This window comes from Paenibacillus sp. NPDC057934 (assembly GCF_042887565.1).
Taxonomy (GTDB): domain Bacteria; phylum Bacillota; class Bacilli; order Paenibacillales; family Paenibacillaceae; genus Paenibacillus_AQ.
The window spans coordinates 20,763-34,952 of sequence record NZ_JBHVPB010000011.1; the positions used below are offsets into that span (position 1 = coordinate 20,763).

At 50.4% G+C, this 14,190-nt stretch carries 12 protein-coding genes; 8 read left to right on the forward strand and 4 right to left on the reverse strand.

The window, feature by feature from the left end:
• Nucleotides 1-47: 47 nt before the first annotated feature.
• Both ACFVRY_RS23570 and ACFVRY_RS23575 read right to left on the reverse strand, forming a co-directional pair.
• On the reverse strand, nt 48-875 hold the full coding sequence (locus tag ACFVRY_RS23570) for a diguanylate cyclase domain-containing protein (RefSeq protein ID WP_387502741.1): 828 nt from the start codon (nt 873-875) through the stop codon (nt 48-50).
• A 286-nt stretch (nt 876-1,161) separates the two neighbouring features.
• Nucleotides 1,162-1,743 (reverse strand): histidine phosphatase family protein, encoded by a 582-nt coding sequence (locus tag ACFVRY_RS23575; protein ID WP_387502742.1) that lies wholly within the window; start codon nt 1,741-1,743, stop codon nt 1,162-1,164.
• A gap of 265 nt (nt 1,744-2,008) precedes the next feature.
• On the opposite strand from ACFVRY_RS23575, the gene ACFVRY_RS23580 reads away from it, so the two are divergent.
• From ACFVRY_RS23580 to ACFVRY_RS23600, 5 genes are all read left to right on the forward strand, one after another.
• Nucleotides 2,009-3,169, forward strand: coding sequence for a phosphodiester glycosidase family protein (locus tag ACFVRY_RS23580; RefSeq protein ID WP_387502743.1), 1,161 nt, complete (start codon nt 2,009-2,011; stop codon nt 3,167-3,169).
• A 42-nt stretch (nt 3,170-3,211) separates the two neighbouring features.
• Nucleotides 3,212-3,910: a response regulator transcription factor gene (locus tag ACFVRY_RS23585; RefSeq protein ID WP_387502744.1), complete on the forward strand. Its 699-nt coding sequence runs from the start codon at nt 3,212-3,214 to the stop codon at nt 3,908-3,910.
• Entirely contained in the window at nt 3,907-4,896 is a 990-nt protein-coding gene (locus ACFVRY_RS23590; RefSeq protein ID WP_387502745.1) for a sensor histidine kinase, read from the forward strand. The genes ACFVRY_RS23585 and ACFVRY_RS23590 overlap by 4 nt, the downstream gene beginning before the upstream one ends.
• 337 nt (nt 4,897-5,233) lie before the next feature.
• Nucleotides 5,234-6,004: an ABC transporter ATP-binding protein gene (locus ACFVRY_RS23595; protein ID WP_066377491.1), complete on the forward strand. Its 771-nt coding sequence runs from the start codon at nt 5,234-5,236 to the stop codon at nt 6,002-6,004.
• Entirely contained in the window at nt 5,979-7,949 is a 1,971-nt protein-coding gene (locus ACFVRY_RS23600) for an FtsX-like permease family protein (RefSeq protein WP_387502746.1), read from the forward strand. Before ACFVRY_RS23595 ends, ACFVRY_RS23600 begins: the two co-directional genes overlap by 26 nt.
• A 103-nt stretch (nt 7,950-8,052) precedes the next feature.
• On the opposite strand, the gene ACFVRY_RS23605 is transcribed toward ACFVRY_RS23600, so the two are convergent.
• On the reverse strand, nt 8,053-9,471 hold the full coding sequence (locus ACFVRY_RS23605) for an aminotransferase-like domain-containing protein (protein ID WP_387502747.1): 1,419 nt from the start codon (nt 9,469-9,471) through the stop codon (nt 8,053-8,055).
• A 192-nt stretch (nt 9,472-9,663) separates the two neighbouring features.
• Between ACFVRY_RS23605 and ACFVRY_RS23610 the strand changes: the two genes are divergently transcribed.
• Together ACFVRY_RS23610 and ACFVRY_RS23615 are read left to right on the forward strand one after the other, a co-directional pair.
• Nucleotides 9,664-10,590: a DMT family transporter gene (locus ACFVRY_RS23610; protein ID WP_387502748.1), complete on the forward strand. Its 927-nt coding sequence runs from the start codon at nt 9,664-9,666 to the stop codon at nt 10,588-10,590.
• Between the two features lie 179 nt (nt 10,591-10,769).
• Entirely contained in the window at nt 10,770-11,966 is a 1,197-nt protein-coding gene (locus ACFVRY_RS23615; protein WP_387502749.1) for a polysaccharide deacetylase family protein, read from the forward strand.
• Between the two features lie 167 nt (nt 11,967-12,133).
• Here the strand turns inward: ACFVRY_RS23615 and ACFVRY_RS23620 are convergent, their stop codons facing one another.
• Nucleotides 12,134-13,039 carry a general stress protein gene (locus tag ACFVRY_RS23620; protein ID WP_387502750.1) on the reverse strand — a complete coding sequence of 302 codons (906 nt, stop codon included), beginning with the start codon at nt 13,037-13,039 and terminating at the stop codon, nt 12,134-12,136.
• An 81-nt stretch (nt 13,040-13,120) separates the two neighbouring features.
• On the opposite strand from ACFVRY_RS23620, the gene ACFVRY_RS23625 reads away from it, so the two are divergent.
• A complete protein-coding gene (locus ACFVRY_RS23625; protein WP_387502751.1) occupies nt 13,121-14,086 on the forward strand; it encodes an AraC family transcriptional regulator in 966 nt (321 codons plus the stop codon).
• Nucleotides 14,087-14,190: the final 104 nt, after the last annotated feature.

The window sequence follows — 14,190 nt, forward strand, 5'->3', positions numbered from 1 at the left end:
CAAAAGAAACCCGGGTTATCACACCGATTGATCTTTAAGATGTCATCCTACTTGGCATTCAATGTGTTGCTGACCGGTTTATATACGGAGTAACGTCCGGTCCCAAGCTGCTTTGCATTATACATGGCGATGTCAGCCTCCCTGAGAAGCCGGTTGCGGTCAACCTTGCCGTGACTCATGGTGATACCTATACTGGCTGATACGAATAGATTATGCTGTTCCAGGCTATATTTTCTGGCGGTCTTCTCCAGAATACGGACAGCGAGCTGCTCCGCTTCCTTCTGGCTGTAGCGCTTGGCAATGATGACGAACTCGTCTCCACCGATCCGATAAATATGCCGCCGCCCCTTACTAGAGAACTGGGCCAGCTTGCCGCCAACGGCCTCCAGTAATAAATCACCTACATGATGGCCGAGCCTGTCATTGATCGACTTGAAACGGTTCAGGTCGATAAACAATACCGCAATCTGTTCATTTTCCTTGCAATGGTCCCAAAAATGGTCCATACCATTCTTATTCAGCAGCCCTGTCAACGCATCCTTATAGGCCAGCTCCTTGAGCTGGTCTCTTTCTGCCATAATAAGCATGATTCTGGAGCACAGGAACATTAGAAAAGCAATGGTTATGGCGTAAACCGCCAAAGAGATAACTAGATTCTGTCCGGTCTCGTCAGTATGTGGACTGTTTACGCGTCCCAGGATATGCATCCCCCATATGCCGCAACCGTTTATAATCATGACTATGCCGGTGTACATGGCCCGGACTCTCTGAGACTTGCCTGCATAATCCTGAAGCAGCCGCAGTGATGCATAGGCGGCTGACACAGCAATGAGGACGGAGCACACAGTTAATATAAATTCTCGGGTTTCTTCCATGCTGTATCCACACAACCTTTTTTGAATATTAAAAATGCGGATAATAATATTTAAGTATAACATAAGCCACCTCTACATTTTCTGAACAAGTCTGTACAAGAAGCCAGAAAAGGTGGACTTGGAGCGAGGTGAGAAGCAAGGTTCGCCTTGCTGTGCATGATCTGGAACAGATCCGTCTGCTCATTTGAACGTTAGTGCTGTAAAAAATGACAGTCCGCACGTCAATCGCGGACTGCCATTTTAATGATTTTACAAAGGGATTCCCTCGAAGTGTCAATAATTACATCTAGCCACTCAGATGCTCGATACAATTATAGAGCTCGCAACTCCAGATGCCATCGGTCTTGACTACCCGGGTAATGGAGGTGTTCTTGAGCAGTTCATTAACATCCAGACCGGGAATAAGCCCGCGCAACGTGTTGCGCAGCAAAGCGCCATGGCTGACTATCAGTACATTCTTGCCTGGGTGTCTCTCCGCCAGTTCTTCGATCGCCTGCCGGCCTCTCTGCTCAGCCAAATCAGGACTTTCCAGGCCGAGATCAAGCGCTTTCCAATCTTTGCCCCAGCGGTTCACACGCTCCTGTTCATTCGTGCCTTCGATAAGTCCCCCGTCCATCTCGCGCACGCCTGGTACCAGACCGGCAATCTCCATGCCCAATCTCCGGCTGATGGCCTCCGCCGTCTGTCGTGCCCGGAGCAGATCGCTAGAGTAGAGATAATCCCATGTTTCTCCAGTCAGTCGTTCAGCAATCGCTTCTGCCTGCTCCAGCCCCTCCTCATCGAGTGGGTTATCAGTAATGCCCTGAACCCGGCCTTCCTTGTTCCAGAACGTGCTCCCGTGCCGTATCAAGCCAATTGTGGTCGTCATTGCATTACCTACCTTTATGCTTTATATATTCTATGATTACTTAAAGTATAAACTATGACGGCTGCGGTTGCACATGGTGGTCCCCCTAAGCGATTCTCTTAAACTGAAAATACATGCTGTTCTGCCTGCGTTCGGGGCGGTATGAATTGACGGCTGCGAGGACCAGTTATATGATAAGAGCGCCCAAGATTATGCAAATTGGGCCATATTATCCTAATTGACGGCATTAGATGCTGCAACAGACCAAAGGAGATACATACGGATTATGAACATGAGAAAAACATGCAGTTCACTTATTTTAACCGCCGCTCTTCTACTTCCGACTCTCACCTTCGCGCCTTCATCCGCCGGTGCGACCCCCGCCCCCAAGACCCTGGTATACGTTGACAAGGGCAACCATTCTTATATCCCTCTTCGCTTTCTGAATGGCTTTGATGGAATTAAGGCTGGATGGAGCGCAGCCGGGGACAAAATTGAAATTACCAAGGACGACAATGTCCTCACGCTTGTACCAGGACAAGTCGGAGCCTCGCTGAATGGTAAAGCTACAACGACTACGGAACGCGCTTTTACAGATAACGGTACCTTGTATGTCCCACTGTCTGTAGTCAGTAAATCACTGGGACTGGGCCTAAAATGGGATGCGCCATCCTCTTCCATTACGGTGGCTAGCGGGGACTCATCCTCCACCCTGCCTGTACTTAGTGGCGCACTGATCCCCGCGGAGAACCAAGGGGTAGTTGCGGCTGCCAAGAGCGTTAAGGTCGGAAGCCGCAGCTTCCAAATCCAGACGGTCACCGTCTCTCTGCTACATCCCAAAGTCAGACTGGATATGGTCCTGGCTGGAAATACAGTTGGAAAAGTAGAGGATCTGAACAGCATTGCCAAGCGCAGTGGCGCCATTGCTGCTGTCAACGGGACCTTCTTTGATGCCTATACCACGGGATCATATAAAGCCCCTTACGGCTATATCGTTAGTAACGGCAAGTTGCTTAAAGACAGCCCAGCCGACCGCAGGGCCGTTTTCGCTTACGATAAGAATCACTTGGCCGGTCTGGTTGCTGGTCTCGATTTCAAGGCTCGCTTTGACGCTGGACAAGTTGAGGGTGCCGTTCAAGCTGGCCCGCGTCTGCTACTTGACGGCAAGGTATCCCTGAATGTGGCGGCTGAGGGCTTCCGCGATCCCAAGATTCTGACTGGCGGCGGGGCGCGCAGCGCACTGGGCCTGACACGCGACCATAAGCTGATTATTGTGACCACAGGCGGTGCTACCATTCCGCAAATGGCAGAGATTATGAAGCAGGCCGGTGCATACCAGGCGATGAATCTGGATGGCGGGGCCTCCAGCGGGCTATTCTACAATGGAAAATATTTGACCTCACCTGGGCGCCAGATCAGCAATGCCCTGATCGTCAAATATCAATAATTTCTGCTGCTGCCTTTACTCTGAACCAAAGGAGACCTGAACATGGAGACGATTTTCATTGTTGAGGATGACGCCAAGCTAGCCACCCTGCTGAGTGCCTATCTTACCAAATATGAATTCCGGACCGTTATCGTAGACGATTTTAACAGTGTCCTGGAGGACTTTAAGCACAGCGCTGCCGATCTCGTACTCCTGGACGTCAATCTGCCGAGGTATGACGGGTTCTACTGGTGCCGCCAAATCCGCAAGTTCTCTCTATGTCCCATTCTCTTCATCTCCGCCCGAGACAGCGGAATGGATCAGGTCATGGCACTGGAGAACGGCGCCGACGATTATATTACGAAGCCCTTTCACTACGAGGTGGTGCTGGCCAAAATCCGCAGCCACCTGCGCAGGGCCTACGGTTCCTATGCGCAGACCCAGGAAGAGCGTACGCTGCGGTCGGGAGGGCTGACCCTTTATCCGGAGCGATACGCCGTGCAGTATGCCGGAGAAACTGCCGAACTGACTCAGAAAGAAGCTGTGTTGCTGGAAGCACTCATGATCAAGGAAGGCCGTGTCGTCAGCCGGGAGCGACTGCTGGACCTTATGTGGGAAGACCAGCATTTCATTGATGACAACACGTTGAACGTATATATTACCCGGGTCCGGAAAAAGCTCAAGGAACTGGGGCTAGAGACAATCGTGGAAACTGTGCGGGGCGCGGGCTACCGCCTCAGTCTTACGGACAGCAACCTATGAAGCTATTCTGGAAGAATCAACTCCCCTTACTACTGTTCTACCTGCTGCAAATGCTGCTCATACCCGTGCTGTACTGGATATCTGGGGAGAACAGGCCGCTCTCGATTGTATTGTACGGTATGCTGATTAGTAGCGTCATTCTGCTGCTTTATCTGTGCTACCGTTATGTACAGCACCGCCAACTATATGCTGTACTAAGTCTTCAACATACTTCCAAGGATTATCTTGCACCACTCGGTGACTCTCCACTGCCGGAAGCAGTCAATAATTTGATGCAGCGGATGGATCGCCAGTATCAGGAGCAGCTTAACACGCATGTCACGCGGATGGATCAGCATATCGTCTTCATGAACCGCTGGGTTCATCAGATGAAGACGCCACTATCTGTGATCCAACTTACAGTGCAGGAGCTGGAGGACGATGCCGCGGCCAGCATTCAGGAAGAGGTGGAACGGCTCCGAAAAGGGCTGGAGATGGTAATCTACACATCTAGGCTGGACCGTTTCGAAGAAGACTTCCAGGTTGAATCGCTGCTCTTGCGTCAGACGGTGAGCGCGGCGGTCTCCGAGAACCGCCGGCTCTTCATCCGGCGAGGTATTCATGTCGAAATCCGGGTAGACCCGGATCTCTCGGTGTACAGTGATGCCAAATGGCTGATGTTCATGCTGAGTCAGTTGCTAACCAATGCCGTTAATTACACCTCTGGCTCCGGTAAAACGGTGACCATCACAGCGGAGCGTCAGGACCTGGATACACTCCTTAAGATCTCAGACCAGGGTATCGGTATATCCCCGGAAGACCTAAAGCGGGTATTCAATCCTTACTTCACAGGCGAGAGGGGGCGCCAATACCATGAATCTACCGGGATGGGTCTGTATCTCGTCCGCGAGATCTGCGCCCGGCTGGGGCACCAGGTGAAGCTGGAGTCCACGGTTCAAGAGGGAACGACCGTACAGATCATTTTCAGCGCCAATGCCCAAAGATAGTACCCCCGAGGGTCCTCCGTAAAAGCCATTCGCAGCTTTTGCGGATGGCCTCTTTTTAACGCTGAATACAGAGTTTGATCCCCCTATACAGAAATATAATCCAGAATAAAGAATATGATCCAAGGAATAATACAGCAGCATATCGAAACCCGTCTCCAAGGAGAGGCCTCATCAATGACACGAACATAATCTTAAAGGATGTGTAAGGTTATGTTAAGGTTGTTCCATAGCAGGTACTTGCCCCATCCTGTACATTGATAGCAGGAAGTCATGCCTCTTGCCCCTTGAAGCGGCAAGGGCGACATTAACGCTTGAGACAGGAAAGGAATGAAACGTCATGAACGTATTGGAAGTTAAAGCACTTAACAAAGTATATCCCGGTAAAGTGCTCACCCAAGCGCTAACCGATATTCATCTCAGCATCGAAAGCGGTGAGTTTGTTGGCATTATGGGCCCATCCGGCAGTGGCAAAACCACCCTACTAAACATGGTCTCCACCATTGACCAGCCTACTTCGGGCGAAGTGAACATCAATGGCAGCAATCCCTATCGGATGAATAAGAAGGAGCTCGCCCATTTTCGCCGCAGACAGCTCGGCTTCGTCTTTCAGGACTTTAACCTGCTGGAAACGTTGACCGTAGCGGAAAATATCGTGCTGCCGTTAACCCTGGATAACCGTAAACTTAGTGAAATGGAAGCATTGCTGCGCAAGGTGGCTGGACAGCTTAATATTACGGGCATCCTGAACAAGCGCACCTATGAAATTTCCGGTGGACAACGGCAACGGACGGCCATCGCCCGCGCCATCATCACCTCGCCCGCAATTATTCTGGCCGACGAGCCAACCGGAGCACTGGATTCCAATTCCTCCCGAATCGTGATGGAGTCACTGGAAGAGATCAACCGCAAGGACGGCGCCACCTTGATGCTCGTGACCCATGATCCGCTGGCAGCAAGCTATTGCAACCGGATTGTCTTTATCAAGGACGGAAAGCTCGCAGCCGAGATTCATCGCGGGGATAACCGGCAGGCGTTCTTCCAGAAGATCATCGATACACTTTCATTCTGGGGAGGGAATAGCCATGAACTTTCCTCAATTCGCGTTTAATAATGTCCGGCGCAACGCCAGGGCGTACATCGCTTATTTTCTGAGTAGCGCCTTTATGGTCATGGTCTTTTTTGCATATACCGTCTTTATTTATCATCCCGATGTAGCCAATAATTCCATGGGACCTAGTGCAGCAATCAGTATGAAGGTGGCAGCGGCTATTGTATATGTGTTCGCCTTTTTCTTCGTCATGTACTCCATTGGAACGTTCCTTAAATCGCGGAATCTGGAATTCGGGCTTCTGACTATTCTGGGCGCACGTCCAGGGCAGATCAACAAGCTGGTCTTTCTGGAAAATATGCTGATTGGTCTGCTCGCGATTGTCACCGGAATTGGAGGCGGCATGCTGCTCTCCAAGTTCTTTCTGCTCCTCAGCACCAAAATCATCGGCATTGATGCGCTTCCGTTCTATCTGCCTCTCAAGCCAATGCTGTTCACAGCGGCTTCCTTTGTCGCTTTGTTCCTGGTGATCTCGATCTTCACCCTGCTGTTTATTCGTAAAAATAGAGTGCTCGAGCTGCTGCAAGGCAACGCAAAACCTAAAAAACCGCCTAAAGCCTCCATTTTGTTATCTCTGTTTGGCGCCGCACTGCTTACGACCGGATTTTTCGCGTTGCGCATAGGACTGAACCCCGTAACCATTATTCTTGCCGCCGTAACGGGAATCGCTGGAACGTATTTTTTCTACTCACAGCTGTCCGTACTGTTCATGCGCCTGCTCCAGCGCAGCAGGAAATCAACTTGGCGCGGCACACGTCTGCTCTGGGTCTCAGAGATGAGCTACAAGCTGCGCGATAATTCGCGGATGCTCTTCCTGATTACAGTGGTTACCGCACTCGCCAGCATGGGCGCGGGCGTCGTTCTGTCGATCAACCAGGCTGGCAGAGAGATGTATTTCGGCAATCCTTTTGCCGTGACCAAGACCTTCTACGAGGCGGCTTCCTCCGAACCTGACCGGAGTGAAATTCATCGCGAGCTAAAAGCGGCAGGCGTTGCGTATTCAGAGACGAGAATCGATACGCTGTACGCCACGTTGGCTAATTCTCGCGAAAACGGCAATAGACCCAAAACACTTTATTTGCTGGGTTTGACCCAATATAAGGAGCTTGTAGGGGTGCTCGGTTTCCCGGCTATTAATAGCCTGGGTCCCAATGAGGCTGCTCTGCTCGCCAGTACGGACAACATCGCCTCTGATTATATCCGCAAGGGCGGAATCACTATGGAAGATCATCCGGCAGAGACGCTCGCAGTTAAAAAGATCATTATTTCAGACCAAGCGGATTTCCTTAATAAAAGCACTCCTATTGTGATCATCCCAGAATCCACGCTAGAAACGATTCGGGCCGCCAAATCAGCCAAGGTTGGAAGGGAAATTACACCTTATATAGAGTATCTCTACAAAGTTCCGGCATGGGATAAAGGATCTCTGCCTACAGCAAGCAGTCAGGAAGCTATGATTGGGGCGAAGCTGTACCAGAGTGAAGCCGCAAATCGGGACAAAAGCAGTGGGAAGTTGACTTCCTACCTAGTGGCTCGTGGGGAAAACTATCTATTATTGAAGCAAAGCACAGCCATGGTCAGCTTCGTCAGCATCTTTGTAGCACTAATCTTCTCGGTCGCATCCGCAAGTTTCCTGTATTTCAAACTGCACAGTGAGCTGGCCGCAGATATCCGCATGTACCGCGCGCTGTCCAAAATTGGGCTAAGTACCGGAGAGATGTCTGCAGTTGCAACCAAGCAGATTGCTATCCTGTTCTATATCCCTATCTTCATCTCGGCCATTCAAAGCCTAGTCGTGATCAGTCCAATTCTCGGTCAGATGGGGATCGTTAATGTAGTTGAGCCCGTCCTCGTCACCTTTGCCGCCTATCTCGTTCTGCAAAGTGTGTTCTTCCTCATCGTGAAATCACGCTATATTCACAGTCTTAAGAAAATGATGGTTTAATGGCAAACTGAAAAACCTCCTGCTAATGCTACCTACCCTATCTAGGGCCGTAAGCACATGTTAGCAGGAGGTTTTCCTTCTATTTCTACAGTTTACCCCCGCATTATAATTTTCGCGCCAAGGCCGTCAGCTTCTGCATGCCCTCACGCAGCAGCGGTTCGCTTACAAAAGAGTAGCAGAGCCGCAGCCATGATCTCATCTCGCCAAGCGGATCGAAAACCGATCCGGGCACAAAAGATAGGGAATGCTCCAGACTTTTGCGAAGAAGGGCATCCACCGGCGTTCCATCCGGCAGCTTTACCCAGAGCGTCAGCCCGCCACCGGGAGTCTCCCATTGCCAACCACTTTGGGACAGTTCCTGTTCCATAATTTCCTTTTGCACCTGAAGCGCGATCCGCAGCTTGCCGAGATGCTGCTGCAGCCGGGGCGAAGTATAGTAATGCAGGAAAATCTTCTGGTTTAATAGCGGCGTGCCGTTATCTTCAAGCGATTTGATCATGATCAGCCGTTCCATCAGCGGATACCGGCAGGCGACAGCGCATATTCGCAGACCGGGCGCAACGTATTTGCTGAAACTGCCAATATAGACGACCCAACCCTCAGTATCGTAGGCAAAAATAGGCGGCGGTGGCTCTTCTTCAAAATACATATCCCGAAACGGATCATCCTCTACCAGCAGGCAGCGGTAGCGTTCCGCGAGCTCCACCAGCAGCTTACGCTGCCGTACAGGCACCGTATAACCTGTGGGATTATGATGCGTCGGATTCATGTAAAACATGCGAGGCTTATGCTTGGCCATCAAGGCCTCAACCTCATCCAGATCATACCCATTCGGAGTAATCTCCACCGGAACCAGCCGTGCACCTGCCCGGCGAAAAATATCCATGGCTACGCTGTATGTAGGTCGTTCTATCAACACCGAATCCATAGGTCCGAGCATCATCCGGGCAATCAGATTGATCGCCTGCTGGGCCCCAGAGGTTATCAAGAGCTCGCCAGATGACAGTTGCAAATGCTGCTGCTTCCGAAAATGCCCACTAAGCGTTTCCCTCAGTTCTTCGTCACCCTGTACGCTAGCATAAGTCCCCATCACCTTGGGGTACATGTCGAACACTCTTTTCACATAGTCAGATAAGAAAAGATTAGGCAGCAGCCCCGGATCAATGAGCGCCAAGGAGAACTGATATTTCGCAGGAACGCGCTGGATGTCATACATGGGATTGCTGTGCAGATACGAAGAGACCCCGCTTCCTTCGTCAAAACCTTGGACCAGCATTTGCCCGTTGCCCTGGGATACATAATAACCCGACTTATCCTTGACATACACCTTACCCTCCTCGGTTAATTGGCGGTAAGCCTTGAACACTGTCAGTCGGTGTACTCCCAATTCCTCTGCCAGCAGCCGGATGGACGGCAGCTTGTCATGGAATTTCCACTCTCCCCGCTCCATACGATTCAGGGCATACTCATAGACCTGACGGAACAAAGGCTGCGCCTGCTCCGTTCCCCTCACTGTATTCATCCGACACAATCCTCCTTTCCATTCTTCCGTACTTTCTATTTTTCCGCACTTTCCGTCATTCCTTATATCGTATTGTACATTATCTCCGTAAACATCTGTTCTATCTATATCAATCTGTTCTGTTCTCCTCCTTATATGATTAACGGATACTTCAAGCACGACTCCACAATATTTCCAAAGGGGAAACTGAACATGATTCTTTTAGCTTATACTCTTGTTTGTCTGATCTTCGCCACGACCTTTCTGGCCATTAAAATCGGCGTGGATGCCGGAGCGCCGCCTTTCTTCTCCGCAGGATTGCGTTTTTTCCTGGCCGGTGTCATTCTATTCCTGTGGATGGTCTGGAAACGCAAAGCCAGCTTCTCGCTGCTACTGCGCAAGGAAATGCTGCTTACCGGAGCCGCACTGACCTTTGGAACCTTCGCTGCCCTTTATTGGGCGGAACAATATGTATCTTCAGGACTGGCTGCGGTGCTGTCGGCAACCGGCCCGATTATGATTCTGCTCATGCAGACTGTCGTTATGCGGCAAAAGGCCCCCGCGCTCTCCTTGTACGGCTGTCTCATCGGATTCACCGGTGTTCTGTTACTGGTTCTGCCGAACCTTACCGTCGATGTGTCTCCTTTATGGACTATAGGCTGTATTGTTATTCTGATCGGAGAGCTCTGCTATGCGGCTGGAGCGATTTATTCCAAAAAAGTAATCACCAGCATGCCCGAAGTCTCGCCGATCGCCCTCAATGCCGCTCAGATGATGTACGGCGGAGCGTTCATTTTTATTCTCTCGTTCTTTACAGAGAATGTACAACCAGATTGGCTGTTGTCCTTCCCTGTAGCCGGATCAGTGCTGTATCTTATTGTGATCGGCTCCATGGTGGGTCATACCCTGTTCTACTGGCTTGTTGCCAAGACCAATCCGGTCTTCCCGTCGACCTGGCTGTACGTTTCACCACCTATCGCTGTAGGGGTGGGGGTTCTTTTCTACAATGAAACGATCAACTGGGTAACTCTTCTAGGCATCATAACCATTATCTTGGGGACCATTCTTATTAATGGAAAGGCCCTGAAGCAGATGATTTTCAAAACTAAGCGTATACCAGCGTTACCAAAAAAAATATAGCTTACACTTTCAGAAAAATGACTTTTTTTTCACAGAATTTTAAGCGAGATATGTTAAATTGGGGATGGTCCAAATGCCGGGAACGGCAGGGCCATCCTTTTTTTGCTGAATACGGTCAGAACGTTTGGACGGAATCAGAAATTTTCTACTATTTATTTGTTGCCAAGGAGGATTCATCTATGAAATGGAGTAAAGTTAAGCTTGTGACACTCACCGTAATCAGCGCCGTCCTGCTTGTCTTCTTGTACCGAATGTTTTTTCCGATACAGTACAAATTTGAAGTGGAGGGCAAGGTAAGTCCACCACCTAAATTTCAGCTTAGCCACGGTGAATTATTCGTTCCCGCGTCTTTTCTGGAGAATAGTCTGGGCTTGAAAATCTCATGGGACCCACTGCCGCAAGAATCGACTCCAACTAGTAAAGGGATCTATTACCGCGACAAAGTGCTTACGCTGATGTACCATGCCATTTCTCCAGAGGTACAGAAGGGGGCCTCATCCATATCCACGACCGAGTTTAGAACTCAACTTGAATTGTTAAAAAAGAATAATTTCCACATTATCACTATGGATCAATATGCCGATTTCATGCTCAAGGGTGGCAAGGTACCAGATAACGCGGTACTGCTGACGTTTGATGACGGATACGAATCCTTTTACACTTATGCCTACCCGATCCTGAAGGAATTTGGGGATACAGCGACTAACTTTGTCATCGTCGGCGCGGTTGACGGCCATGTGCCAGGCTTGCCCAAGCTAACATGGGATCAAATGCGGGAGATGAAAAAGTCCGGCATGAGCTTCTACAACCACACCTACGATGCGCATCATATGATCACTGTTAACAGGGAAGGCGATCAGAAGCCTGCGCTGGCGCATTTGCAATATCTGCCCAAAGAAAATCGGGTAGAAACCGTGCAGGAATACCGAAACAGAATCGATGCAGATTTGCGGCACGCGGATAACCAACTGCAGACCGAGCTCGGCAATACCCGTAACATCCTGTGCTTCCCCTACGGAAAATACAGCCTGACTGCCCTTGAAGTGGCAAAGTCACAGGGCATTAACCTTTTCTTCACGATCGGAAAAGGCATCAATACTAAATTTGACCGAATCGGCTACCGTTTGGACGCTTCCAAGGCGGGAGAAACACCGGAGCACTTGATTGCCAGAATGAAACGGGGTGGCAAAGAGTCGGAGAATGCCGAAACGAAGGGGTTGCTCATGGTCAACGACATTCCGCTGCCTTTTTCCGGCTCCGTACCTAAAATGAAAGGCAACGAGTTGATGATTCCCTTGCGGGAATTCAGCGCCGCGACAAAAGTTAACATGACACTCAGCAACAGAGACCGAAAAGTGACATTGAGCATGTTCTAATTCCTTTACTTCAAGCAAGACTCGCAGATAAAACAAATTAAGGCGATCTGTCCCGGATCTAATACCTGTATGCAGGATATTGGATCTGGGCACAGGTCGCCTTTTCATTGTTGACGCTGGGTTGGATGGGTGTGGGGCTGGAGTGTACGAAGGCCAACGGACTGCTGTCAGCCTTCCTTTTCACCAATGTTCTTCTCCTCCGCCTCCCGCCGTCGCTCCTCACGGATCTGTTCGCCTACAGTACCTTTACCTCCGTGTTCGTTTGGGAGCGTGTCCATAGCATCCATCGTGCCTGTTGAGTAGGCCAAGGATCTGGCATCCTTCTGGTCGGCTGCTGCAAGTGCGTCCGATTCTTCCACGGATCCAGTCGTTCCTGGCCGGTCGATGTCCTGCGCCGCCCGGTCTTGTGGGAGCTTGTCTGAGGAAGATGCGTTCCTGGTGTCCAGCTCTGTATCGTTCTTGCCCTCCAGACCAGAACCGTCGAAAGCAGCATCTATGTTATTTTGTACGGAATCATCCGTAGCTTTCTTGAGATCCAACCGCTGGACTTCGGGTAAGCCCTCCGTAATCTCCCTATCCGAATAATTGGCATTCACAGCATGATGCTGTCCTAAAATACGGCGGACCTCCTCTTCCTGCTGTCCTCCCGCATCTACCATCACCAGAATATGTCCCGAGCCTACATATCGGTCATAGCTCTCAGCCTCATCCTCCGGAATGCCAAGGCCGATCAGGCCCCCAACCAGACCGCCGGTACCGGCACCCACAGCTGCCCCCGCTAATGTTGCCGCGATGGGTCCTGCTGCAATAATCGGTCCAATGCCGGGAATAGCCAACGCACCGATGCCGATCAACAGTCCTGTCACGCCACCAAGCACGCCTCCGGTTGCTGCACCTGAAGCCATCCCCCCTGGTGCCCTGGTTCCTGTCCCTTCAAGGATCGTATGGGCATCCTCTGGATTACGGGCAATGACGGAGATATCATCTGTCCGAAAACCATGTCGTTTTAATTCCTCAATCGCTGCGGAAGCCTCATGTTCGGCTGTAAAAACACCCACAATTCTTTTATCCATAACGGTACCCTCCTGTTGTTGGTTGTCATTAGTTTGCCCTGCTTCATAGCTTAATTAACCAAACTTTCAGCAGATAAACGAATGCCTGTTCATTCCACCAAGGATGTACACAATCCATCTGCTCAGGAATTGGGGTATAATGAGGGTGCTGTTCTTGAATCAGAACTATTCTTTCGCAGAAAAGAGGCTGAAGCAGCCATGGCTATCTATAACTATAATCCGGAGCGTCCCTTTCGGAGCAATCCCGATCTGCACCTTCACTACTGGGGACGGGAACAATGCGTTCCCGGACATACCGTCGGTCCCGGTGTGCGAGATCATTACAAAATTCATTTTATACATGGAGGCACCGGTGTGGTCGAGGTAGGCGGATGCAGCCACACCCTTGGCGCCGGGCAAGCCTTCCTGACCTATCCTCATATTGTGACTTATTATGCCGCTGATCAAGATGACCCCTGGTCCTATTCCTGGATCGGTTTTACCGGTGAGCAGATGGAGTCTATTCTGTCCAAAACATCTTTATCTCCAGGTTGCCCTGTATTTCCGATGGATGATCAGTTGATGCCGAACCTGTATGCGCAGTTGACCTCCACGGCGGAGGCAGCAGATTGCTTAGATCTGTCTTTAAAAGCGATTATGTATGAGTTCTTTTCTCTGCTGCTGCGGACCGTACCGGCGTCTCCGGTCAACTTACCCGTGCTACGGCAAAAGAGTGCCTATGTGGAGCAATGCTTGCATTTTCTTCATTCGCATTACTGTGAGACAATTACCGTGGAGATGATGTCCTCTGCCTTAAAGCTGGACCGCAAATATTTATCGGCACTCTTCAAGCGCACCGTCGGACTACCGCCGCAGCAATATCTGCTGCATTTTCGAATCGCCAAAGCCTGCGAGTTGCTAACAGAAACACCCTGCAGCATAGGTGAAATCTCAAGGTCGGTCGGCTACCAGGACCCGCTGCTCTTTTCCCGTATGTTCAAGAAGGTGAAGGGTTGTTCCCCGAAGGATTTCCGGCTCCGTCATGCCAAAACGGACATTGTACTATAATTCCCTTCCTTTCTGACATACGTTTAGGCGACTCCTTTCGCTACAATAAGAACGTAGTCCAAACCCGAAAAAAGCGTAGATTTTCTGTAAAACCCTGCGTCTAA